Genomic DNA, 20,943 nt, shown 5'->3' on the forward strand with positions numbered 1-20,943 from the left:
AGTCTTCGAGACTGCACCGAATGATAATCAAGTCTGAGGGTTGCGCGGTGGAAGCGGCCCAAGGTATTGATAATACTGGCATTCGATCCGCCCGTTATACAGCTTGCGGCGCTTGTCCGCCTTGCGGCCGTACAATTGCTCGAATTCCTTCGACGGGCTGATGGCGAAGAAGGACCATGTCGGGAGATACAGCATCATTTCACCGAACTGGCGGGTCAGGCGTTCGACCTCCTTGTCGTTGCTGAGCCGTTCGCCGTAAGGCGGATTGGTAATGATGCAGCCGTATTCGCCTTCCGGCCGTGCCTTCGCGGCAGCGATGTTCTTGAAGGTGATTTCACCGGCGAGACCGGCGCTTTTGGCGGCGGCTTCGGCAATTTCAATCGCCGCAGGATCAATGTCGCTGCCGGTCAATTGCAGCGGATAATCATCACGCACGGCGTCGAAGGCTTCCTCGCGGGCTTCCTCCCACAGACGTTTCGGGATTTCCGGCCAATGCTCGGAAGGGAACGAACGCCGCAGTCCCGGCGCGATGTTCCAGGCGATCATCGCCGCTTCAATCAGCAGCGTGCCTGAGCCGCAGCAAGGATCGTATAGCGGACGGTGGCCGTTCCAGCGGCTGAGCTGGATCAGGGCGGCCGCCATTGTTTCCTTCAGCGGCGCTTCTGTAGCCTGACGGCGGTAGCCGCGTTTGTGCAGCGCCGGGCCGGTCGTGTCCAGCGTGATCAGGGCGATATCATTCAGCAGAATCATCTCAACCACATAACGCGGTCCATTTTCCGGGAACCATTCCGTACGGTACGAAAGCTTCAGCTTCTCGACAATGGCTTTCTTGACAATCCCCTGGCAGGCGGGTACGCTGGTAAGCTGGGATTTATGCGAGCGGCCTTCCACAGGGAATTCCCCATTCTCGGGAATCCAGTCCTCCCAGTTGATCGCTTTGACGCCTTCGAACAGCTCATCGAAGGTTTTGGCCGGAAACTGGCCCATTTTAACGAGTACACGGTCTGAGGTACGCAGCCATAAATTGCAGCGGCAGATGTCGATATAATCTCCGCTGAACAATACCCGTCCGTTCTCGACGGTGGTCTCATAACCCAGTTCGTTTAATTCGCGTGCTACTACAGCCTCCAGCCCCATAGGGGCGGTGGCGATCAATTGTAATTTGCCCAAATGCTCTCAACTCCGTTTAACTTGTAGATGGTAACGCAATGCCAGTACAATAAGGTAAGTTACCGGAAGGCGATACAGCGTATTGCCGGCATCCTAAATATGCGCCTCGTCAAGGACGGCGCAGCTGATCCTTCTAAGTATAGGGGAATGCGCGGGACTTCACAACATGAACTAAAGGAGAATACATATGCCTAACCAAGAAGAATACAGCGAACAGCTTTATACAGAGGATGAGCTGCTGCTTGAAGTGAAGAAAGCAATCGCCGGGAACCACATGCCTGAGGTGTCCATCGCTCCGGGTTATGGACGGCTGCTCACCATGCTGGTGAGCCTGTCCCGTTCCAGGAACATTCTGGAGATCGGCGCGCTTGGCGGGTACAGCGGCATCTGCCTGTGCCGCGGACTAGCGGACGGCGGAAGCCTGACGTCGCTTGAGCTGAAGGCCGAATATGCCGGACTGGCCGGGCGCCACCTGCAGCAGGCCGGATTCGGCGATACGGTGGAATATAAAATCGGCCCTGCGCTGGACAGCCTGAAGCTGCTCGAAGCGGAGGGCCGGACTTTTGATTTCTTTTTCATTGATGCGGACAAGGAGAATTACCCGAATTATCTCGAATATGCGATCAGACTGGCCTCGCCGGGTGCAGTCATCGCCGGGGATAATATCTTCCTGCGCGGCCGCACCTTGAACACGGACAAGAACGGACCCGCGGTGCAGGCGATGCGCCGTTTCAACGAAATGATAGCGTCTGATCCACGCCTGAATAGTACACTGCTCCCCGCCTATGACGGACTGGCTTTGGCAGTAGTAAAGTAAACACCGGATTTGCGCTTAGGGTACTGCCGGATTACTCCCTATGCTAGCGGAATAGCCGCGGCTCCGTATTCTTATACAGCTTGAGCCGTACCCAGACGGTATTGATCAGCAGGAAGCAGCCGGAGATGATGAACAGGCCCTCAATGCCGATATAGCCCGACAGAAATCCGCCGATCACCGCTCCCAGCATATTGCCAAGGGCCAAGGTGCTGCTGTTGAAGCCGAAAGCCCGGCTCTCCTTGCCGTCAGGCGTATAGGAACGGATAAGTGCATTGACGCTCGGGAGCAGCCCCCCCATGAAGACGCCCATCAGGAAACGGACAATAATCAGCTGCCAGACGCTGGTTACAAAAGCCTGCGGGATCAGGAACAGCGAAGCTCCGATCAGCGCGAAGGTTAAGATCCGGTGGGCGCCGATTTTGTCGCTCAGCTTGCCCAGTACCGGGGAGGCCAGCATATTGGAGATGCCGGTAACCGCGCTGACCATTCCTGCCCAGAAGGCGATGTTCACAGCGGAGCCGTGCAGCTTCTCCACATAGAGAGGCAGCAGCGACATCGGGCTGATCATTGCAAACTGCAGCAGAAAGGTAACGCCGAACAAGGCCGGAAGCTGTGGAACCTTGGCCAGCTCCTTGAAGCCTTCCATTACGGAAACCTGCGGGACCTGTGCAGCCTCGACCCGGTCAAACTTCTCTTTGACCAGGAACAAGGCCAGCAGCGAGGCGACGAACAGCAGCGCCCCGACGACATAGAAAATCGGGCGGAACCCGATCCAGTCAGCCAGCGCCCCGCCGATCAGCGGTCCCAGAATAGTACCGGCAACCGACCCGGACTGCATCAGCCCCATGGCGAAGCCCATCCGGGGTTTAGGTGTCGTTCCCGAGACGAGCGCGATGGAGGCCGGGTTGAAGCCGGAGATGGTTCCGTTCAGCAAACGGAGCAGCAGCAGCTGCATTGGAGACTGCGCAAATCCCATCAGCACAATGACGATCGCCATGCCGAAGCTGGAGCGCAGGAGCATGATTTTGCGGCCGTATTTGTCGGCCAGCTTGCCCCACAACGGCTGGAACAGAAATGAGGTCAGAAAGTTCGCGGCAAAAATAAGACCGGCCCACATGCCGATTGCATGATCACCCTGCACTCCCAGATCTTTGGCAAGATAAAGGGACAGGAACGGGGTAATCATGGTCATCCCGGCATTTACCAGGAATTGGCCAAACCAAAGCACCATGAGGTTGACTTTCCATGTCTCCCAATTCTTCAAAGTGCTTTCACTTCCTTTCAGAGGATTCAAAGAGAAAATATTCACGAAAAATTGACATTCTATCAGTATATCATAGTTTTTTGGCTGGACGGTGCAACACTTGTCATAGTAATGTCATGGGATTGTCATTCCATGAAGGGTGGAATGGTTGTTACCTACTTTTAAAAAGGGCATAATAAGTTATATGTGTTTACAAATAACCTATCAAATCTAATGGAGATCTTATCATGACCTACAACGACACTTTTATCCGTGCCTGTAAGAAGCAAGAGACGGACCATGTTCCCGTATGGTACATGCGCCAGGCCGGACGTTATGATCCAGAATACCGTAAAATCAAGGAGAAATACTCGCTGCTGGAAATCTGCAGCCAGCCTGAGCTTGCAGCGGAAGTAACTCTGATGCCTGTACGCAAGCTGGGTGTGGATGCGGCGATCCTCTATTCCGACATTATGAATCCGGTGGCATCGCTTGGCGTGAAATTCGACATCGTCAAGAATATCGGACCGGTAATCGAGAATCCGATTGCTTCCGCAGCCGATGTGGACAGATTGAAGCCGATTGATGTAGAAGGGGATCTCAGCCACATCCTCAAGACCATTGCCATATTGGACAAGGAGCTGGAGGTGCCGCTGATTACCTTTGCAGGCGCGCCGTTTACCATTGCCAGCTATCTGATCGAAGGCAGGCCTTCCAAGAGCTATCACCGGACGAAAGAGATGATGTTCAGCCAGCCCCGGGTCTGGGAGAAGCTGATGGAGAAGCTGGGAGATATGGTAATCGCCTATCTGCGTGCCCATGTCCGCAGCGGCGGTAAAGCGTTCCAGCTGTTCGACAGCTGGGTAGGGGCTCTGGCTCCCCGTGATTTTGAACAATATGTCCTGCCAACCATTACGCGTATTTTTGCCGAACTTTCGGATCTCGATGTACCTAAGATCTATTTTCCCGGCGTAAGCTCCGGCGAACTGCTGCCAAGCCTAACGAATCTTAAGGCCGATGTCATCGGAGTCGACTGGCGTGTGAGCCTGAGTGAAGGCAGACGAAGAACAGGCGGCAGATTTGCCATCCAGGGTAATCTGGACCCTTATCTGCTTACAGCACCGATGGAGGTACTGAAGGAGCGGGCCAAGGAACTGATTGATGAAGGCATCCGGGAGCCGGGGTATATTTTCAACCTGGGTCACGGCTTATTTCCCGAGGCTTCTCTGGACACGCTAAGGGAGTTAACTGAGTATGTGCACGAGTACTCGGAGCAGGCGCTGAAGGAAGCTGCACAGCCAAGTGCTTAGGATGAACAGCAGATTGCAGAGTATGGACATTATTCGTAAAAGGGGATGGAATCTGTGACAGCAAAAATCGGAGTTCTCGTAATGTCATACGGCACGCCTGAAAGTTTGGAGGGCGTTGAGGCTTATTACACCCACATCCGGCGCGGCAATGCACCTTCAGCCGAGCAGCTGAAAGAACTGAAGGACCGCTACGAGGCCATTGTCGGCGGGGTCTTCCCGCTTAGAGAGAACACGGACCGGCAGGTGGAGGCTTTGCAGGAGGTGCTCAACAGCGGCCACAGCGGTGAGGATGTTCAATATGTGTGTTATCAGGGGCTTAAGCATGCGCATCCGTTTATCGAAGACGGTGTTGAAGCTATGGCGCGGGATGGCATCACCCAGGCGGTCGGGATTGTACTTGCCCCCCATTATTCGGTAATGAGTGTAGGAACCTACATTAAACGTGCCAGGGAAAAAGCTGAAGCCAGCGGAGTCAACATGGAATTTGTGGAGAGCTATCATCTGCATCCCGAGCTGATTGATGTGCTCACCCGCAGAGTGTCTGCCAAGCTTGACCTCTTTGAAGAGACCGGCGCCGCCCGGGATGAGGTTCGTGTATTGTTCAGCGCCCATAGCTTGCCTGAACGGATTCTGGCCATGGGCGATCCATACCGGGATCAGCTGCTTGAAACGTCAAAAGCCATCGCTGAGCAGGCCGGTGTAACCTCCTGGCAGTTTACCTGGCAGAGCGCGGGCCGAACGGCTGAGCCTTGGCTGGGCCCGGACATTCTGGATACGCTGCGTGAGCTTGGCGAAGCTCAGGTGAAATACGTGCTGTCGGCCCCGATCGGTTTTGTTTCCGACCATTTGGAAGTGCTGTATGACCTCGACATTGAGGCGCAGGCACTGGCTTCGGAACTGGATCTGCGGCTGATGCGCACCGATTCACTGAACAGTGACCCGGCCTATATGTCGGTCCTCAGCGATGTGGTGCGCACCAAAGCCAGTCAACTGAAGGTGAACCCGTCATGACGGGTTCACCCCGTAAGGTAGTCATTATCGGCGGAGGCCTCAGCGGCCTCAGCGCCGCTTTTTACGTTCGCAAATACTACCGGGAAGCCGGAATACAGCCGGATATTGTGCTGATCGAGAAGGAGAAGGTGCTGGGAGGCAAGATCGAAACATTGCAACGTGACGGCTTCGTCGTTGAGAAAGGGCCGGATTCTTTTCTGGCCCGCAAAACGGCTATGAGCGATCTGGCCAAGGAGCTGAAGCTTGATCATGAGCTGGTGACCACCAATCCGAATGCCAAAAAGACGTACATACTGCAGCGCGGCAAACTCCACCCGATGCCGGCGGGGCTTGTTCTCGGCATTCCTACAGAGCTGAAGCCGTTCCTGAAGAGCGGTCTTGTGTCGTTCAGCGGCAAAATGCGGGCGATGCTGGACTTCGTTCTTCCGCCGCGCCGGAGCAGCGAAGATGAATCGCTCGGCCAGCTGATTGAGCGCCGTCTTGGCACTGAGGTGCTGGAGAATATGACCGAACCTCTGCTAGCCGGTATATATGCCGGAGATATGCGCAAGATCAGCCTACAGGCGACCTTCCCCCAGTTTGGTGAGGTGGAACGCCAATACGGCAGTCTCATCCGCGGAATGACTACGGGCCGCAAACCTGTCGAGACGCATACGGGCACCAAAAAAAGCGCCTTCCTGACCTTTCGCAAAGGACTGCAAAGTATGGTTCATGCCCTGATTCATGAACTGCATGATGTGGAGCAGCGCACCGGAACGGGTGCCGCCCGTATTACCGTCCGCACTGATAGCGGCCGCTCTTCCGCAGCCGAATCCGGTCCGCGGTACGCGGTAGAGCTGGATAACGGCGAAACGCTTCTGGCTGACGATATATACGTCACCGCGCAGAATTTTGCTGCCGCTGAGCTGCTCCGTCCCCATGTGGATGTGTCCGCACTGGATAACGTCAACTATGTATCGGTAGCCAATGTGGTAATGGCCTTTGCCAAGAAGGATATCGTTACGGAATATGACGGGTCGGGGTTCCTTGTTCCCCGCAAGGAAGGGCGCAATATTACCGCCTGCACCTGGACTTCTACCAAATGGCTGCATACAAGCCCTGAGGACAAGGTGCTGCTGCGCTGTTATGTCGGCCGTTCAGGCGATGAACAGAATGTTGAGCTGCCGGATGAGGCGCTTGCGGAGCTGGTGCGCAAGGATCTGCGGGAAATTATGGGAGTTGGCGCACAGCCGCTCTTCACGGAGATTACCCGGCTGAAGCATTCCATGCCGCAGTATCCGGTCGGTCATCCCGGCCGTATCGCAGGGCTGCGCAGTGAGCTGTCGCAGAAGCTCCCGGGCGTCTACGCTTTTGGCGCCGGTTATGATGGCATCGGGATGCCTGATTGCATCAAACAGGCCAAGGAGACGGCTGAAGCCGCAGCCGGAAGCTTGAACAAGCAGCCTGCACCTGTAGGTGCATCCAGAGGTTAGAACCAAACGGTGAAGCGGAGGTGGTGGCGCTTCACCGTTTTTTTATGGAATTCCCGCCCGGCTATTTTGGAGGGAGCAGCATGAGTTATGCTATAATAGAAACAATTTAAAGGCAAAGGGGATTGTTTGTACCCATGTATCCGCCGAGATCACGCACACGACAGAACAATAAGCGCAGCACTAAACGCCGGCGCAGAAGGGTTTGGGCGTGGACCAACGTAAGTTTGCTTTTGTTGATGACCGCTATGCTAACCTATTATTTTATTGGAGATCACGACAAAGAGAATGCTGCCCCGCCACCGCCGTCAGAGGCGGTAGTTTCGCCCTTACCGGACGCCGTGACACCTGAGCCTGAAGCTACGGCGACCGTAACTCCTGAGGTCACAGCTAGTGCTGAACCAACTCTAGAACCCTCTCCAGAACCCTCTCCAGAGGCTTCACCGGCACAGGAGAATATAGCAGAGGCAACGCCGTCCCCCGAGGCTAGCAGAGCTCCAGAGACTGCAATAGGTTCCGGAGACGAAGGAGATGGCGGAGATGGTGGAGATGGTGGTAAGAATACCGGCGATGCGGTTTCCGGATTGCCGGAGAATGCCGGGGACACAGTCACGCTGAATTTTGCCGGGGACGTGATTTTTGCCGGCAAGGTCGGGGAACTGCTCCAGAAGAAAGGGTATGATTATTCCTATTCTGCCCTGAATGGAGTGTTTAAGAAGGATGATCTCACCGTAGTGAATCTGGAAACACCGATTACTACGGGTGGTGTGAGCGCCGAGAACAAGCAGTTTGTATTCAAGGGAGCGCCAGAGGCCTTGGATGCGCTGAAGTCAGCCGGTGTGGATGCGGTAAATCTTGCCAATAACCATACGCTGGATCAAGGGGAGCAAGGTCTGCTGGATACTTTGAGCAACCTCAGCAAGCGGGGGATTCCTTATGTAGGGGCAGGAGCTGACAGCAAGGAAGCTTATACGACCCAATATTTTGAGCGCCAGGGAATCCGGATAGCCTTGCTTGGCTTCACACGTGTTATTCCTCATACGGACTGGATCGCCGGAGCGAAGAAGCCCGGTGTTGCTTCTGTCTATGACAGCAGAGAAGGGCTGAAGGCCATCGCCGCAGCCAAGAAGAAGGCTGACCTGGTCGTTGTAGTTGTCCACTGGGGGAAGGAACGGGTTGAACAATATGATGCGACCCAGCAGGAGCTGGGACACAGCTTTATTGATGCCGGAGCGGACCTGGTGATGGGCGGCCACCCGCATGTGCTGCAGGGGATAGAGCCGTACAAGGGCAAATGGATCGCTTACAGCACAGGCAATTTTATTTTCACACGGTCCAAGGTTCCTGCTACGTGGGAGACCGCTGTTTTTCAGGCACAATGCACTGTCAAAGGCGAGTGTTCGCTGAACCTGAGCCCGATGGACGCCGAATTAGGCCAGCCTGTGCCTATGAATGATGTGGATGGACAACTTTTGCTGAATAAGGTTCAATCCTTATCTTCAGGACTCGTAACCATCAGAAACGACGGAACCGTCGTACAAGCCGGCAAATAGGGCTAAACCAACAAGATAGTCGTAAGCAGCTCACACCGGTACCCTGCAGAATTCACGGGGGAATCCGGAGACAGACCATACTTCTGCTGGAGGTACTTATGATGAAAAACATGTGTGTAGCCCACCGTGGATTCTCCGGGAAAGCACCGGAGAATACGCTCGCAGCCGTTCGCATGGCGCTTGCTCTGCCTTATGTACGCTGGATGGAAATTGATGTTCAGCTCACCAGGGACGGGGTGCCGGTCGTCATCCATGATTTTACGCTGGACCGGACGACGAACGGACACGGCAAGATTAAGAACATGGATTATGAGCATCTCCGGCGCCTGGATGCGGGAAGCTGGAAAGGGCGTGCCTTCCGGGGAGAACGGGTCCCTTCGCTGGAAGAGGTACTTGAGCTTGCTTCCGGCCGTCTGCGCCTGAATATTGAACTGAAGACCAGCGGTGATATGTATCCGGGCCTGGAGAAGGCAGTCATTGACCTTGTCTCTTCCAAAGGGATGCGGGATGATGTTGTGCTGACCTCATTTGATGCCGGGGCATTGCAGCGGATCAAGGAGCTGGATCCGCGGTTTCACACCGGTCTGATTTATGATTCCAGAACCGGTGATCCGGCCCGTAAGCTAAAGGAGCTGGACTGCTCCTTTCTGTCCATCAGCTTTGCAAGGCTGAATCCGGGGCTGGCGAAGCTGCTTGCCGAACGCGGCGTCAAAACGATGGCCTGGACGGTGAATAAGGCGAAGGAGATGCGCCGTCTGGCTGAAATGCATTCCGATATTATGATCTGTACGAACCGTCCGGATATCTGGGGCGAAACTTTTCTGAAAGCATAAGGACATAACCAATGGACGGGAGAAGGAGCTGATTATAATGTGTGCAGATGTTAATAACATATACTGTGTTGGACGCAATTATAAATTACATGCCGAGGAGCTGGGAAACCAGGTTCCGGTGGAGCCGCTGATCTTCCTGAAACCCTCCCATGCGGCGGTATCTCTCGATAAGGCCATTATTCATCTCCCGCAGGATGCCGGACTTATTCACTATGAAGGTGAACTGGTACTGCGCATCGCGCGTGATTATGTACCGGGCATGAGCGTGGAGGAACTGGTGGATGTCATGGCGCTCGGCCTGGATTTCACCCTGCGTGACGTGCATAATGATCTGCAGAAGAAAGGTTTGCCATGGACGGCTGCCAAAGGCTTCAAGAACGCTGCTCCGCTCACCCCTTATATTGCTTTTCCCGAGCAGGAGGAGCTGGAAGCAACAGATTTCACCGTGCTGAAGAATGGGGTGGAAGTGCAGCGCGGGAATGTGAAGAACATGATTTTTTCGCTGCAAAAGATTGTTGAATTCATTGCCGCCCGCTACGGGCTTGGCAAAGATGATGTGATATTCACGGGTACCCCTGCCGGGGTAGGTCCGGTTGTTTCAGGCGATTCCTTTGAGCTGTACTGGGGCGAGAAGCTTATGGGCACCTGTCTGATCGGTTAACCTTAATCAGTTTTCGTCTTCCGGAGATTCGTCTGCGGAAGATGCTTATTCTTGCAGAAGCGGAGTTGAATCTATGTTATGGGTGATCGGTGCCTGCGGCGCTTTGCTGGTCGCCGGAGCGGCTTATGCCAAACAGTCGCTGAGCTTGTCCGGCATGCTGGCGGCGGTTGTTATGGGGACCATTTATTTTGGTGCCGGAAATTCCTTCTGGTTCGGTATCCTGCTGCTGTTTTTCATCTCTTCCAGTATGTTATCCAAACTTCATCATGAGAATAAGGCCGAACTGGAGCTGACGTATGACAAGACAGGACGCCGGGATGCCGGGCAAGTGTTTGCCAACGGCGGAATGGGCATGCTGCTCGTCCTGCTGAATGCCATTTATCCCCTGGAGATTTGGGGATTTCTCTTTATCGGCGTAATGGCAACCGTGACCTCGGATACATGGGCCACGGAAATTGGCACGCTCTCCAAGAAACCTCCGCGGTCGGTGCTCACGGGCAAAATACTCCAGGCAGGAACCTCCGGCGGCGTATCGCTGCCGGGCACTCTGGCCGCCGCCGCAGGCGGAGCCTTCATTGGAGTTGCCTCCTGGGCGCTCCGGGCGGCCTCCGGCATGCCGGACCATTCCTTCCTGCGGCTTGCGCTCGCCGGACTTGTGGGCGGTCTCGCCGGCGCTTTCGCCGACTCGATCCTGGGCGCTACGGTGCAGCGGATGAACCGCTGCACCAAATGCGGCCGCGAAGTGGAAGCCTCGCAGCATTGCGGTCAGCCCACGGTGTATGCCCGGGGCTGGCGCTGGATGGACAACGATGCGGTCAATGCCCTCAGTTCGGTCATCGGCGGCGCTGCCGCGCTGCTGATCGGCTTTATAGCCAGTTAGAAAGTCAACAATACAGCAATGCGCCATGTAGTCAGGAGGTGAACCGGATGAGCAGTGCTGCAGCAAATCACAAGCATACTGCCATTCTGGATGCCGCTTATGAGCTTTTCGGTTCAGGAGGTTTCTACGAGACGAAAATGTCCAAAGTGGCGGAACATGCGGGAATCGCTAAGGGTACAGTTTATTTGTATTTTAAAAGCAAGGAAGAGCTGTTTATGGCTGTCACCCGCCGCGACTGCGAGGGTTTCATGCAGCAGCTTGAGCACAAGCTGGAGGACTGTACAGCTCCAACAGAGAAGCTGGCGGTGATCGCCGAACATCATCTGATGTATTATTACGAGCGCAAGCAGCATACCAAGCTGTTCTTCCGGGCTCCCAACAACAACCCGGAGCTGGTGGCCTATATGGCGCTTTTTATGGAGGAATATATGCAGGCCGTGGTGAAGGTTCTCCTGGAAGGCGGGGCCTCCGAACCGGAGCTGATGGCTCAATCCTATATCGGGATGCTGGACCGGCTGAAGATGGATATTCTGTTTCAACCTTCCTTTACGGAAGAGGACGCGTATAAGCGGGCAAAATTTGCTGCGGCGCTGTTTATTCACGGGGCAATCGGCAGTTTGAATGCGGAGAATGGCTACTAAACGGCCAATAGGCTCAACTAAACGCAGCATAAATCCGGTAATGAAAATATAAGGCAAGCGAGGACAGCGTATGAATATTATGACCGTGGAACATCTTTCCAAAAGTTATGGAGAGAAAATTTTGTTCCGTGATGCATCGTTTGGTATGGATGACCGGGACAAGATTGGTGTCATCGGTGTGAACGGAACAGGCAAATCGACCTTTTTAAAAATCATCGCCGGGCTGGATACCGCCGACGAGGGACAAATCGCAATCGGCAACGGTGTGCGGGTGCAGTATTTGGCGCAGAATCCGCCCTATGAACCAGGCAATACCGTGCTGCAGCAGGTATTTGCAGGAGATGATCCTGAGCTTGCTACCATGCGTGAATATATGGAGATTATGGCCCTGCTGGAGAAGAATCCCGGCGACGCCGGACTGGAGGGCAGACTGGTACGGATCGGGCAATCCATCGATGCCGCCGGAACCTGGCATCTGGAGAGTGAAGCCAAAACCGTGCTGACGAAGCTCGGCATCACCCGTTTTGACGCCTTGATGGAGACGCTCTCGGGGGGACAACGCAAGCGTGTAGCACTCGCGGCCGCCCTGATTACCCCTTCCGAGCTGCTGATTCTGGATGAGCCGACCAACCATATTGATACCGACTCCGTGGCATGGCTGGAGCAGTATCTGCAGAAGCGGCGCGGAGCGCTGCTGATGGTTACGCATGACCGTTACTTCCTGGAACGGGTAGCCAGTGTCATGCTGGAGCTGGACGGAGGGCGTTTGTACCGTTATGAAGCGAACTACTCGCGGTTCCTGGAGCTGAAAGCGGACCGTGAGGAGCGGGAAGCGTCGGCTGAGCAGAAGCGCAAGAATCTGCTGCGCACAGAGCTGGCCTGGATTCGCCGCGGAGCCAAAGCGCGGTCCACGAAGCAGAAAGCGCGAATCGACCGCTTTGAGAAGTTGAAGGAAAGCCAGGGCGGCGCTTCGGCTGGAGCAATGGATATTTCCGTGGCTTCGACCAGGCTGGGCCGCAAAATCATTGAAATGAAGGATCTTACCAAAGCGCTGGACGGCAGGACACTGATTAAAGATCTGACCTATATCGCCGTACCGCAGGACCGTGTAGGGATTGTTGGTCCGAACGGCAGCGGCAAGTCGACACTGCTTAACCTGATTGCCGGCAAACTTCAGCCGGACAGCGGCGAGGTTCAGCTGGGTGCAACGGTCAAACTGGGTTACTTTACACAAGAGCATCAAGATATGGACGACACCATGCGGGCGATCGAATATGTAAAGGAAGGGGCGGAGATCATCCGCACCGCTGACGGCAGCGTCATAACGGCCGGACAGATGCTGGAGCGTTTCCTGTTCCCTCCGGCAATGCAGTGGACACCCATCTCCAAGCTGTCCGGCGGCGAGAAGAGACGACTCTACCTGCTTCGTGTACTGATGGGGGCGCCTAACGTGCTGCTGCTGGACGAGCCGACCAATGACCTGGATATCGGGACGCTCGCCGTTCTGGAGGATTATCTGGACGAATTTCCCGGCGTAGTGTTCACTGTATCGCATGACCGTTATTTTCTGGACCGTACGGTGGATAAGCTGATCGCTTTTGAGAACGGGCAGATCCGGCTGCATGTCGGTGACTACAGTGAATATGAGGAGTGGCTGGCGAAGAACGTTACTGTACGCAGTGATAATGGCAAAGACGAAGCAGCGGGCGGGGGCAAACGCAGCTCTGCCCCGGAGCAGAGCCAGAATGCACAGACCTCCCCTCCAGCCCGGGAGAAGCTGAAATTCACCTTCAAGGAACAGCGGGAATATGAGGGGATCGACGAGCAAATTGAGCTGGCGGAGCAGCATCTGGTAGATATCACTGCGCAGATGGAAGCCGCTTTTGCCGACTCTGGCCGGCTGCAGGAGCTTGTAGACCAGCAGCGGCAAGGCGAAGCAGAGCTGGAACGCCTGATGGAGCGCTGGACGTATCTGAACGAGCTGGCAGAGCGAATCGCCGGCAAAGCTTAAGATTAGGGATCAGGTAAGAGAATAAGATGAACATACACAGCAAGCCGACTTCCGTTGCTAACGGAGGTCGGCTTGCTTTTTGATATGCGGCTATGAAAGTTTATTGTTTCATTTACAGAGGATAAATTCTCTTAACCTATGTAGTCTATCACCCGCTCCAATTGCTGTTAGCGTAATACAGTAATAGGGAGGAGGGATGTTATGCCAAGAATAACTCAGTCTGTCGAAGAATTGAAAAGGTTTATAGAGAATGCGGAGTCGGTCTGGGTTGAAGTGTTTTACTCGGCTGATACAAACAGAGTAATCATTGTGGACGGAAGGGAATATTACCGGCTGCCGCTGAGATTCAGTACAAGAGCCAAGGTGATAGCTTATTTCAGAAGATATTGGGGTATTGTTTTGAGCAATAGAATGTTCTGTAATCTGATGACCGTGACAAGAAATGGAAGATTGTACGTGATTGCAGGAGATACAGGCCCCCTGCCATACTATCCCCGGAGACTTCGGGTTACGAGTCGTACATCAACTAGACTTAAGGTTACGGCCAGTCTGTCCTTTGACGTAGATACAGATGAAGGAACTGAAATCATCCGTTACCTGATCGCCAGATCCGGGGAGCGGCTTACGATTCTGGACCGGAGTAATAAGGTCGGTGATCCAAGGTATCAACCCTGCCGGTAAACTGGATTAAGATTGATTTGCAAAAAAAAACAGGCTCAGTCCGATTCCGCTGACTGAGCCTGCCTTCATATTTTAACTCGCTAAACGGTCTATTTGCCCCCGGCTACGGCAATCATCTGCACCACCGGACGCGAATCGCCGGTTAATACAGCCTCGTCGGCGTTCATCTGCGAGGAGCCGTCACCGTCCAGGAAGATTCCTTCCCTTCCTTCTCCGGGGACATGCTCCAGTACGGCTGTGCGGAACTCTTCCGCCGTACTGAGCGTTGGAGTGACGATCAGCCACAGCTTGCCCGCGCTATCGTAGACCAGGCCGGAGCGCATCCGCTGCTCATCAGCATTAGGAAGATGTTCTGCGGCAGCAGACAACGTCCACAGCTCTTCATGCTGCAGATTCATGCTGATCCCGCCCTGTGCCCAATAGTTGGAGCGGTCACTGACCTCCAGTTCATCGCCGGAGGAAACAACCTGCACCGACAGCTTGCCGCTTGCGCCATCCCAAACCATCGTTCCGCGGGCGTATTTGGCATTGAACCAGCCGGAGCCGTAAGCTCCCCGGGCTCCGCTCGACGGATTATCATTCATGATGGCTATCGACAGGAGATCGGTCCCATAGAAGAAACCGCCGTTAATGCCATATGCGGCGATTTGCCGTAAGGGGGCACCGGCGGGACGCAGGACAATATCTTCCGCTGTCAGCGACATCATGTGCAGCTGAAGCTTACCCGAAGATTCGGCCTCCAGATAGGAGTAGGCATGAGGGAGGCCGTCAAAGACCTCGGCAGGCTGTGTATCCGGTTTAGCCATTATAATGGCTATCACCGTAATCAAGATAAGCATGAGCAGCACCGCAACGGCAATCAGCCAGTGTTTGCGCCGTAAAATCCGCTGCAGCTTGCTGCCGGTTTCAGTTTGTACCGACATAAGCGGCAAGCAGCTTAGCGGTATTGAGCACGGCCTGCTTGTGCGTGCGCTCCATGGAGTGTGACGCATGCACGCCCGGGCCGATCAGCGCGGCGCGGATATTGTTGCCGCCTCTTAACGCAGCGGAGGCATCGGAACCGTACTGCGGATAGATATCTACCGCGAACGGAATGGCCAGACTGTTCGCCAGATCGATCAGGCGGCCGGTCATGGCATAGTCGTAAGGGCCGGAGGAGTCCTTTGCACAGATAGACACATCGGTCTCCTTGCAGCTCAGGTCATCACCCATCGCTCCCATATCGACAGCGATGAACTCGTTAATTTCTCCGGGGATCCAGGCGGTTCCGTGTCCGACCTCTTCATAATTGGAGATCAGCAGGGAGAGATTGTGCAGCGGCTTCCAGCCTTCGCGTTTCATGCTTTCCAGCAGGCCCAGCAGAGCGGCCACACTGGCTTTGTCGTCCAGATGGCGGGATTTGATATAACCGCTTGGCGTAATCACTGCGCGGGCATCAAAGGAGATAAAGTCTCCGACGCCAATGCCGAGCTTCAGTACGTCATCCTTGGTGGAGACGAGTTCGTCGATGCGAATCTCCATATTCTCCTCAACGCGTTTGAAATCGCGCGCATCCGGATAGACATGGACCGAAGGATGGCTGGTCAGAATGGTGCCGGTGTAGGTCAACCCGGTTCGGGTATGTATGACGCAGTATTCATTCTCAATACTGCTCATGGTAAATCCGCCGACAGAAGTGAGGCGAAGTGTGCCGTTCGGTTTAATGGACCGTACCATAGCTCCTAAGGTGTCCACATGGGCGCTGATACCGATGGTGCGCGAAGGATCAAGGCCGGGGACGGTCAGAATAACGCCGCCTTTTTCGTTCCAGCTTAAAGGCACGTTCAAGGCTGCTGCTTCTTCAGCCACAAGATTCATGACCTGGGCCGTGAATCCGCTGGGGCTTGGAGTATCCAGCAGTTTTTTGAGAATAGAGAGAATATAATCTTCATTAGGCTGAATGGTAAGCATGGTTAAGCCCTCCTGTTCATGATTAAGGAATAGAGACCTAGTGTTGAGTAGTGTGTTCTGTGGAAAGGGGGTCATGCTGTGTACCCAGAGAGTCCAGTGAACTGCCTGCGTCACGCAGCTTGTTCAGCTCTGCTGTCAGTCCTTTAATCTGCTTCTGCAGCTTATACTGGCGGAAAATGCCGTAAGAACCGACGACGACTCCACCGATCAGCGCACAGCCCAGAATGACGAGAATGAGCGGGATGCTGACAACATCAAAACCGAAATTAACCGGTACCGTATCGACGTTCATGACTGCGAACACAGCAGTAAGCAGAGCGAAGAAAAGACCGAGAATAAGCGACCATTGCAATTTCATATGATTTCCTCCTAGACGGTATGACAATATAAATCCCTCGCCCGCAAAGGGCAAGGGATTAATGTAATACTAAGCTTTCTGCCTTATTTGGTCAACTGTTCCATTTGCTCAATCACACTTTCGAACACGCTCATAGCTTCGCGGATCGGTTCAGGAGAAGACATATCTACTCCGGCTTTGGACAAAATGTTGATCGAATAATCACTGCCGCCGCTCTTCAGGAAGCCAAGGTAGCGGTCCACTGCCGGTTTGCCTTCTTCAAGAATCTGCTTCGCAAAGCTGGTTGCAGCCGAGAAGCCGGTAGCATATTTATAGACATAGAAGCTGTTGTAGAAATGCGGAATCCGTGCCCATTCCATTTCGATATCTTTGTCCACAACCATGTCTTTGCCGTAGTATTTGACGTTAAGGTCATAGTACACAGCCGAAAGATCCTGCGGAGTAAGCGATTCGCCGTCTTCCGCGCGCTGGTGAATGATTTTCTCGAACTCGGCGAACATTGTTTGCCGGAATACTGTAGTCCGGAACTGGTCGGCATAATAGGTAAGCAGGTACATTTTTTCCTTCGGATCGGTCGACTTGTTCAGCAGATAATCCATCAGCAGTGCTTCGTTAGTTGTGGAAGCCACTTCTGCAAGGAAAATGGTATACTGTGCATCCCGGTATTTCAGCGCATTGTCCGAATAGTAGGAGTGAAGGGCGTGGCCCATTTCATGCGCCAGCGTGAACATGCTGTTCAGGTTGTCGTTATGGTTCAGCAGCACATAAGGATGGGTGCCGTAGGAACCCCAGCTGTAGGCGCCGGTGCGTTTGTTCTCATTCTCGTAAACATCGATCCAGCCATTGTCATAGCCTTCCTGCAGCACACTCAGGTAATCTTCGCCGAGAGGCTTCATGCCTTCTTTGGTGATTTTCTTAGCTTCTTCAAAGGTAATGTCCAGCTTATATTCGTCCACAAGCGGAGCGAACAGGTCATACATATGTAACTCGTCAACCCCGAGCAGCTTCTGGCGCAGCTTCATGTAACGGTGCATCAGCGGCAGGCTTTCGTGAATAGTATCGATCAGGTTGGTATATACCTCTTTTGGAATGTTGTCACCGTACAGCGACATTTCCAGAACGGACGGATACTTGCGCACACGTGAGTAGAATACGTTCTTATTCACATTTGCGCTAAGGGTGGAGGCAATGGTGTTTTTTTGCTTGCCATAAGTTTCATAGACTGCCTTAAAAGCATTCCGCCGCACTTCGCGGTCAGGGCTCTCCAGGAACTGGATATAGCTGCCGTGTGTCAGCTCTACTTCCTTGCCTTCTTCATTCTTGACCTTGGGGAACTTCAGGTCCGCATTGTTCAGCATGCTGAAGATCGTCTGCGGTGCCTGGGAGATATTGCCGACCTGGGCGAGCAGGGCTTCTTCTGCTTTGGACAGGACATGCGCTTTTTCACGCTTCATTTCCGTCAAAGTGAATGTGTAAGCCGATAAGGAAGGATCAGCAATGAACCGGTCCAAAGTCTCATCCGGCAGGGACAGAATCTCCGGTGTTACAAAAGAGAGCGCTTCTCCGGCTTCGACACTAAGCTTTTTCGCTTTTTGGGTAAGTGCCTGATAGGTTGGGGCAGCCGTATCTTCATCCTGACGCATATGCGCATATACATAGAGGCGTTCAGTCAGCAGCGACAGCTGATCATCGAGCTCGAAGCAGGCCTTCAGCTTGTCGGAAGAATCAAGCTTTCCCTGGAAATCAGCCGTTTTCTTGATCAGCTCTTTAACTTCAGCGTATTCTGCATCCCATTCCTTCTGTGAAGCAAACATATCTTCAAGCTTCCAGCGGTTCTCGGCGGGCACTTCACTTCTCTTCAATAATTGTTCCATAGAAATCCTCCTTGAATGATGGGATGTAGTAGGCATAATCTTCTGCGGCGCAGCTGAAGCGGAATAGTTGCCCGGCAGCAGGCAGAGCGCAAGCAGAAGCGGCAGAGATTTGGCGCGAAAGGACATACTGCAGCCTCCTAGATCTTAAAGTCAGCTTAGTATGCCCTGCCAAATTCTGATTATTAACGCTTAAGCACAATTTACAGAAGTTATGCCAACAAGCTATAAATAATGAAGACAAAAGCTAAGGCAATCAGGATTACGGCAGTCAGGGCCATGCCGCGCTTCATACGCGGCGGCATCTTGTCCTTGCCCATAATCAGCACAGCTCCAAGGCATAGAACAACGATTACATATATTACGAGATTCTCGTTATCCATGTCCGGTTATACCTGCTTGAAGGCAGCGATGATATTCTTGTATTCTTCTTCATTATCTTTATAGGATTCTTTGTTGAACCGGTTGTTAACCCATTGCATCATGGCCGGACGGCTCATAAAGGTATGCGTTTCTTCTCCCCATTGATCAGAAATTTCACGGAGAATAATGTAGCGTCCCTGAACCTCGACAGTCATCATGTTCCACTTGTCTGTTTTGTATATTTCATGTTTTTTGATCATTATCATTACCACCCTGGCGATTTTTGGCTTTTGGCTCAATGATAACGCACCGGGGAAGGGAAAAGCAAATGAAATCACTAATATAGGAAATTGATGGATTGCTTTGCAGGAATAGTTGGGTTATAATGTAAGCATACGCCATATATGGCGGTATTTTTAGGAGGTTGTTCATTTGAAAGGTACAGTAAAATGGTTTAATGCAGAAAAAGGTTATGGTTTCCTTCAAGTAGAAGGCGGCGAAGATGTATTCGTTCACTTCTCAGCAATTCAAGGCGACGGTTTCAAGACTTTGGACGAAGGTCAAGCAGTTGAATTCGATATCACTGACGGTAACCGTGGTCCTCAAGCAGCTAACGTAGTTAAATTATAAGAAACGGCCGGACAGTTCAGCTGTCAGCCGCAATATATATTTGATTTATGGCAAAGCACTTGCAAGAGTGGTAACCATCAACTTACAAGACACACAGTTCTTTCGGGAACTGTGTTTTTTTATATGGGTTTTTTATTATAGAGAAGAGACCTTACCTGCTATAGTCTGGGCAGTAAGGTCTCTTGTTTTATTGAGCCGGCGGGAAGGGCGAATCCGGCGGCTTGCTGGCGGCAGGTTTTATTTTACGGTTAAAATAACGTCCGGGGCCTCCTCCAACATCAACGAGATGCTTGCCGAGAAACCCCATGAAGGCGAGCAGTGAAAAGCCCGTGGCCACCAGGTAAAAAACTTCGCGTCCGGCGTCCTGAAAAATCAGGCCTCCGAATGTGCCGCTTAGCAGGCCGGAGGCGCTGGACCACACCACCGTGAAGAGAGCGAGTCCTGTTGCACGCAGATGGTCGGGAATGATCCGTGTAATGTACCGGACGGCCGTCACATAAAAAATTCCGAACGAAATGCTGTGCATCGCCTGAATAGCGATAATGGCCCCGGGAACATCGGCCAGCGACATAAGCAGAAAGCGCAAGGCATACATAAGGCTGCCAATCGCGAGCAGCGGCAGCTCTTTGAATCTTTCTCCATATTTGCTGAGCAAAAAGAAGACAGGGATTTCGCTTAGTGCCGAAGCGAGCAGTGCCCAGCCGATGACTTCATCACCGGCATTCATGCCTTTCAGGCTGAGCGTCAGAAAAGCTTCATTCATTCTGTGGCCGAGGGCGAGTACGAATACACAGCCGAAGAACCACAGCACTTCCTTTTGCAGTAAAATTTCTTTAAGTCCGCCGCTCTTGACAGGGGGCTCTCCAGAGCTGGCACTGCTCCCGGTTGCTTCATCATTCCGCTTGGCATCCTTCAGCCCGAAGGTGATAAGGAGTGCGGCAGCAATGATAACTAGACAGACGGTAATGCTGTAGGAAGGACCTAAGGCCCGCAGAACGTAGCCGATGGCGAGCGCGAAGAAGGAATACCCGAGAGAGCCGAACACGCGTATGGCGATGAAGTTGCGCCCGTGGCGCTGCGCTATTTTGATGGCCATAGTGTCTGCTAGCGGAAAAACCGGGTAATAGAAGAAATAGAAAAGGGAAATAATAAGCATAACACTTGTAAAGCCGGTGGCTCTCGCCAGCATTATTGCAGTTACCAGTTGACCTGCCAGGAGGATAGCCATGATCTTTTTGATCGTGCCCAGCCGGTCGCTGACCATGCTCCAGAACAGATTGGAAAGAATGGAGATCAGCGGTCCGACAGAATATATCAGTCCGACCTGAGGGCTGCTGAAGCCCAGATGGGTATAGAATAGCGGGAAATACGAAACTACCAGCACACTTGTACCGTAGAGTGTGAACATAAAGGATCGCAGCCAGTTCTGATCGCTGTACCGGCCGCCGGTCCGTCCTGAATACATGAAGTTGCACTCCTCCGAATATCAAA

At 53.2% G+C, this 20,943-nt stretch carries 21 protein-coding genes; 12 read left to right on the forward strand and 9 right to left on the reverse strand.

The window, feature by feature from the left end:
* Positions 1-27: 27 nt before the first annotated feature.
* The gene (locus tag MHI45_RS31060; protein WP_341118551.1) at positions 28-1,170 is read right to left on the reverse strand and encodes a THUMP domain-containing class I SAM-dependent RNA methyltransferase; all 1,143 of its coding nucleotides are present in this window, start codon (positions 1,168-1,170) and stop codon (positions 28-30) included.
* Between the two features lie 187 nt (positions 1,171-1,357).
* Here MHI45_RS31060 and MHI45_RS31065 point away from each other — a divergent pair, with 187 nt between their 5' ends.
* The gene (locus MHI45_RS31065) at positions 1,358-1,987 is read left to right on the forward strand and encodes an O-methyltransferase (protein ID WP_341118553.1); all 630 of its coding nucleotides are present in this window, start codon (positions 1,358-1,360) and stop codon (positions 1,985-1,987) included.
* A 43-nt stretch (positions 1,988-2,030) separates the two neighbouring features.
* Here MHI45_RS31065 and MHI45_RS31070 read toward each other — a convergent pair whose 3' ends face one another.
* Positions 2,031-3,251, reverse strand: coding sequence for an MFS transporter (locus MHI45_RS31070; protein WP_038589591.1), 1,221 nt, complete (start codon positions 3,249-3,251; stop codon positions 2,031-2,033).
* A gap of 227 nt (positions 3,252-3,478) precedes the next feature.
* Between MHI45_RS31070 and hemE the strand changes: the two genes are divergently transcribed.
* The 10 genes from hemE to MHI45_RS31120 all read left to right on the forward strand — a co-directional run bounded on the left by hemE (position 3,479) and on the right by MHI45_RS31120 (position 14,280).
* A complete protein-coding gene (gene hemE / locus MHI45_RS31075; RefSeq protein ID WP_341118555.1) occupies positions 3,479-4,540 on the forward strand; it encodes a uroporphyrinogen decarboxylase in 1,062 nt (353 codons plus the stop codon).
* 54 nt (positions 4,541-4,594) lie between these two features.
* Positions 4,595-5,551 carry a ferrochelatase gene (gene hemH / locus MHI45_RS31080; protein WP_341118556.1) on the forward strand — a complete coding sequence of 319 codons (957 nt, stop codon included), beginning with the start codon at positions 4,595-4,597 and terminating at the stop codon, positions 5,549-5,551.
* Positions 5,548-7,023: a protoporphyrinogen oxidase gene (gene hemG / locus MHI45_RS31085; RefSeq protein WP_341118557.1), complete on the forward strand. Its 1,476-nt coding sequence runs from the start codon at positions 5,548-5,550 to the stop codon at positions 7,021-7,023. The genes hemH and hemG overlap by 4 nt, the downstream gene beginning before the upstream one ends.
* 134 nt (positions 7,024-7,157) lie before the next feature.
* Positions 7,158-8,573 (forward strand): CapA family protein, encoded by a 1,416-nt coding sequence (locus tag MHI45_RS31090; protein WP_341118559.1) that lies wholly within the window; start codon positions 7,158-7,160, stop codon positions 8,571-8,573.
* Between the two features lie 101 nt (positions 8,574-8,674).
* A complete protein-coding gene (locus tag MHI45_RS31095; protein WP_341119136.1) occupies positions 8,675-9,406 on the forward strand; it encodes a glycerophosphodiester phosphodiesterase in 732 nt (243 codons plus the stop codon).
* 37 nt (positions 9,407-9,443) lie between these two features.
* On the forward strand, positions 9,444-10,067 hold the full coding sequence (locus MHI45_RS31100; RefSeq protein ID WP_341118560.1) for a fumarylacetoacetate hydrolase family protein: 624 nt from the start codon (positions 9,444-9,446) through the stop codon (positions 10,065-10,067).
* Between the two features lie 73 nt (positions 10,068-10,140).
* The gene (locus tag MHI45_RS31105) at positions 10,141-10,947 is read left to right on the forward strand and encodes a DUF92 domain-containing protein (protein WP_341118561.1); all 807 of its coding nucleotides are present in this window, start codon (positions 10,141-10,143) and stop codon (positions 10,945-10,947) included.
* Between the two features lie 47 nt (positions 10,948-10,994).
* Positions 10,995-11,588, forward strand: coding sequence for a TetR/AcrR family transcriptional regulator (locus tag MHI45_RS31110; protein WP_341118563.1), 594 nt, complete (start codon positions 10,995-10,997; stop codon positions 11,586-11,588).
* Between the two features lie 70 nt (positions 11,589-11,658).
* Entirely contained in the window at positions 11,659-13,599 is a 1,941-nt protein-coding gene (locus MHI45_RS31115) for an ABC-F family ATP-binding cassette domain-containing protein (protein WP_341118564.1), read from the forward strand.
* Between the two features lie 201 nt (positions 13,600-13,800).
* Complete coding sequence (locus MHI45_RS31120; protein ID WP_341118566.1) at positions 13,801-14,280, forward strand: DL-endopeptidase inhibitor IseA family protein; 480 nt, start codon at positions 13,801-13,803, stop codon at positions 14,278-14,280.
* Between the two features lie 89 nt (positions 14,281-14,369).
* On the opposite strand, the gene MHI45_RS31125 is transcribed toward MHI45_RS31120, so the two are convergent.
* From MHI45_RS31125 to MHI45_RS31150, 6 genes are all read right to left on the reverse strand, one after another.
* Entirely contained in the window at positions 14,370-15,203 is an 834-nt protein-coding gene (locus MHI45_RS31125) for a hypothetical protein (RefSeq protein ID WP_341118568.1), read from the reverse strand.
* Complete coding sequence (locus tag MHI45_RS31130; RefSeq protein WP_341091855.1) at positions 15,187-16,230, reverse strand: M42 family metallopeptidase; 1,044 nt, start codon at positions 16,228-16,230, stop codon at positions 15,187-15,189. The genes MHI45_RS31125 and MHI45_RS31130 overlap by 17 nt, the downstream gene beginning before the upstream one ends.
* Positions 16,231-16,267: 37 nt before the next feature.
* Positions 16,268-16,588: a LapA family protein gene (locus MHI45_RS31135; protein WP_341118569.1), complete on the reverse strand. Its 321-nt coding sequence runs from the start codon at positions 16,586-16,588 to the stop codon at positions 16,268-16,270.
* Between the two features lie 83 nt (positions 16,589-16,671).
* Positions 16,672-18,462: an oligoendopeptidase F gene (gene pepF, locus MHI45_RS31140; RefSeq protein WP_341119137.1), complete on the reverse strand. Its 1,791-nt coding sequence runs from the start codon at positions 18,460-18,462 to the stop codon at positions 16,672-16,674.
* Between the two features lie 209 nt (positions 18,463-18,671).
* Entirely contained in the window at positions 18,672-18,842 is a 171-nt protein-coding gene (locus tag MHI45_RS31145; protein WP_341118570.1) for a hypothetical protein, read from the reverse strand.
* Between the two features lie 6 nt (positions 18,843-18,848).
* Complete coding sequence (locus MHI45_RS31150) at positions 18,849-19,082, reverse strand: hypothetical protein (protein WP_036702226.1); 234 nt, start codon at positions 19,080-19,082, stop codon at positions 18,849-18,851.
* A gap of 172 nt (positions 19,083-19,254) precedes the next feature.
* Between MHI45_RS31150 and MHI45_RS31155 the strand changes: the two genes are divergently transcribed.
* Positions 19,255-19,452, forward strand: a complete 198-nt coding sequence (locus MHI45_RS31155) for a cold shock domain-containing protein (protein ID WP_019911834.1) — start codon at positions 19,255-19,257, stop codon at positions 19,450-19,452.
* A 187-nt stretch (positions 19,453-19,639) separates the two neighbouring features.
* Here the strand turns inward: MHI45_RS31155 and MHI45_RS31160 are convergent, their stop codons facing one another.
* On the reverse strand, positions 19,640-20,917 hold the full coding sequence (locus MHI45_RS31160) for an MFS transporter (protein ID WP_341118571.1): 1,278 nt from the start codon (positions 20,915-20,917) through the stop codon (positions 19,640-19,642).
* Positions 20,918-20,943: the final 26 nt, after the last annotated feature.

It is taken from the genome of Paenibacillus sp. FSL H3-0321 (assembly GCF_038002865.1).
GTDB lineage: Bacteria > Bacillota > Bacilli > Paenibacillales > Paenibacillaceae > Paenibacillus_AQ.

Coding starts and splice junctions, on each gene's coding strand:
- MHI45_RS31130 (WP_341091855.1), bottom strand. CDS start 16,230: ATGCTTACCATTCAGCCTAATGAAGATTATATTCTCTCTATTCTCAAA.
- MHI45_RS31125 (WP_341118568.1), bottom strand. CDS start 15,203: ATGTCGGTACAAACTGAAACCGGCAGCAAGCTGCAGCGGATTTTACGG.
- pepF (WP_341119137.1), bottom strand. CDS start 18,462: ATGGAACAATTATTGAAGAGAAGTGAAGTGCCCGCCGAGAACCGCTGG.
- MHI45_RS31150 (WP_036702226.1), bottom strand. CDS start 19,082: ATGATCAAAAAACATGAAATATACAAAACAGACAAGTGGAACATGATG.
- MHI45_RS31065 (WP_341118553.1), top strand. CDS start 1,358: ATGCCTAACCAAGAAGAATACAGCGAACAGCTTTATACAGAGGATGAG.
- MHI45_RS31105 (WP_341118561.1), top strand. CDS start 10,141: ATGTTATGGGTGATCGGTGCCTGCGGCGCTTTGCTGGTCGCCGGAGCG.
- MHI45_RS31115 (WP_341118564.1), top strand. CDS start 11,659: ATGAATATTATGACCGTGGAACATCTTTCCAAAAGTTATGGAGAGAAA.
- MHI45_RS31110 (WP_341118563.1), top strand. CDS start 10,995: ATGAGCAGTGCTGCAGCAAATCACAAGCATACTGCCATTCTGGATGCC.
- MHI45_RS31160 (WP_341118571.1), bottom strand. CDS start 20,917: ATGTATTCAGGACGGACCGGCGGCCGGTACAGCGATCAGAACTGGCTG.
- hemG (WP_341118557.1), top strand. CDS start 5,548: ATGACGGGTTCACCCCGTAAGGTAGTCATTATCGGCGGAGGCCTCAGC.
- MHI45_RS31090 (WP_341118559.1), top strand. CDS start 7,158: ATGTATCCGCCGAGATCACGCACACGACAGAACAATAAGCGCAGCACT.
- MHI45_RS31135 (WP_341118569.1), bottom strand. CDS start 16,588: ATGAAATTGCAATGGTCGCTTATTCTCGGTCTTTTCTTCGCTCTGCTT.
- MHI45_RS31120 (WP_341118566.1), top strand. CDS start 13,801: ATGCCAAGAATAACTCAGTCTGTCGAAGAATTGAAAAGGTTTATAGAG.
- MHI45_RS31145 (WP_341118570.1), bottom strand. CDS start 18,842: ATGGATAACGAGAATCTCGTAATATATGTAATCGTTGTTCTATGCCTT.
- hemE (WP_341118555.1), top strand. CDS start 3,479: ATGACCTACAACGACACTTTTATCCGTGCCTGTAAGAAGCAAGAGACG.
- MHI45_RS31095 (WP_341119136.1), top strand. CDS start 8,675: ATGAAAAACATGTGTGTAGCCCACCGTGGATTCTCCGGGAAAGCACCG.
- MHI45_RS31100 (WP_341118560.1), top strand. CDS start 9,444: ATGTGTGCAGATGTTAATAACATATACTGTGTTGGACGCAATTATAAA.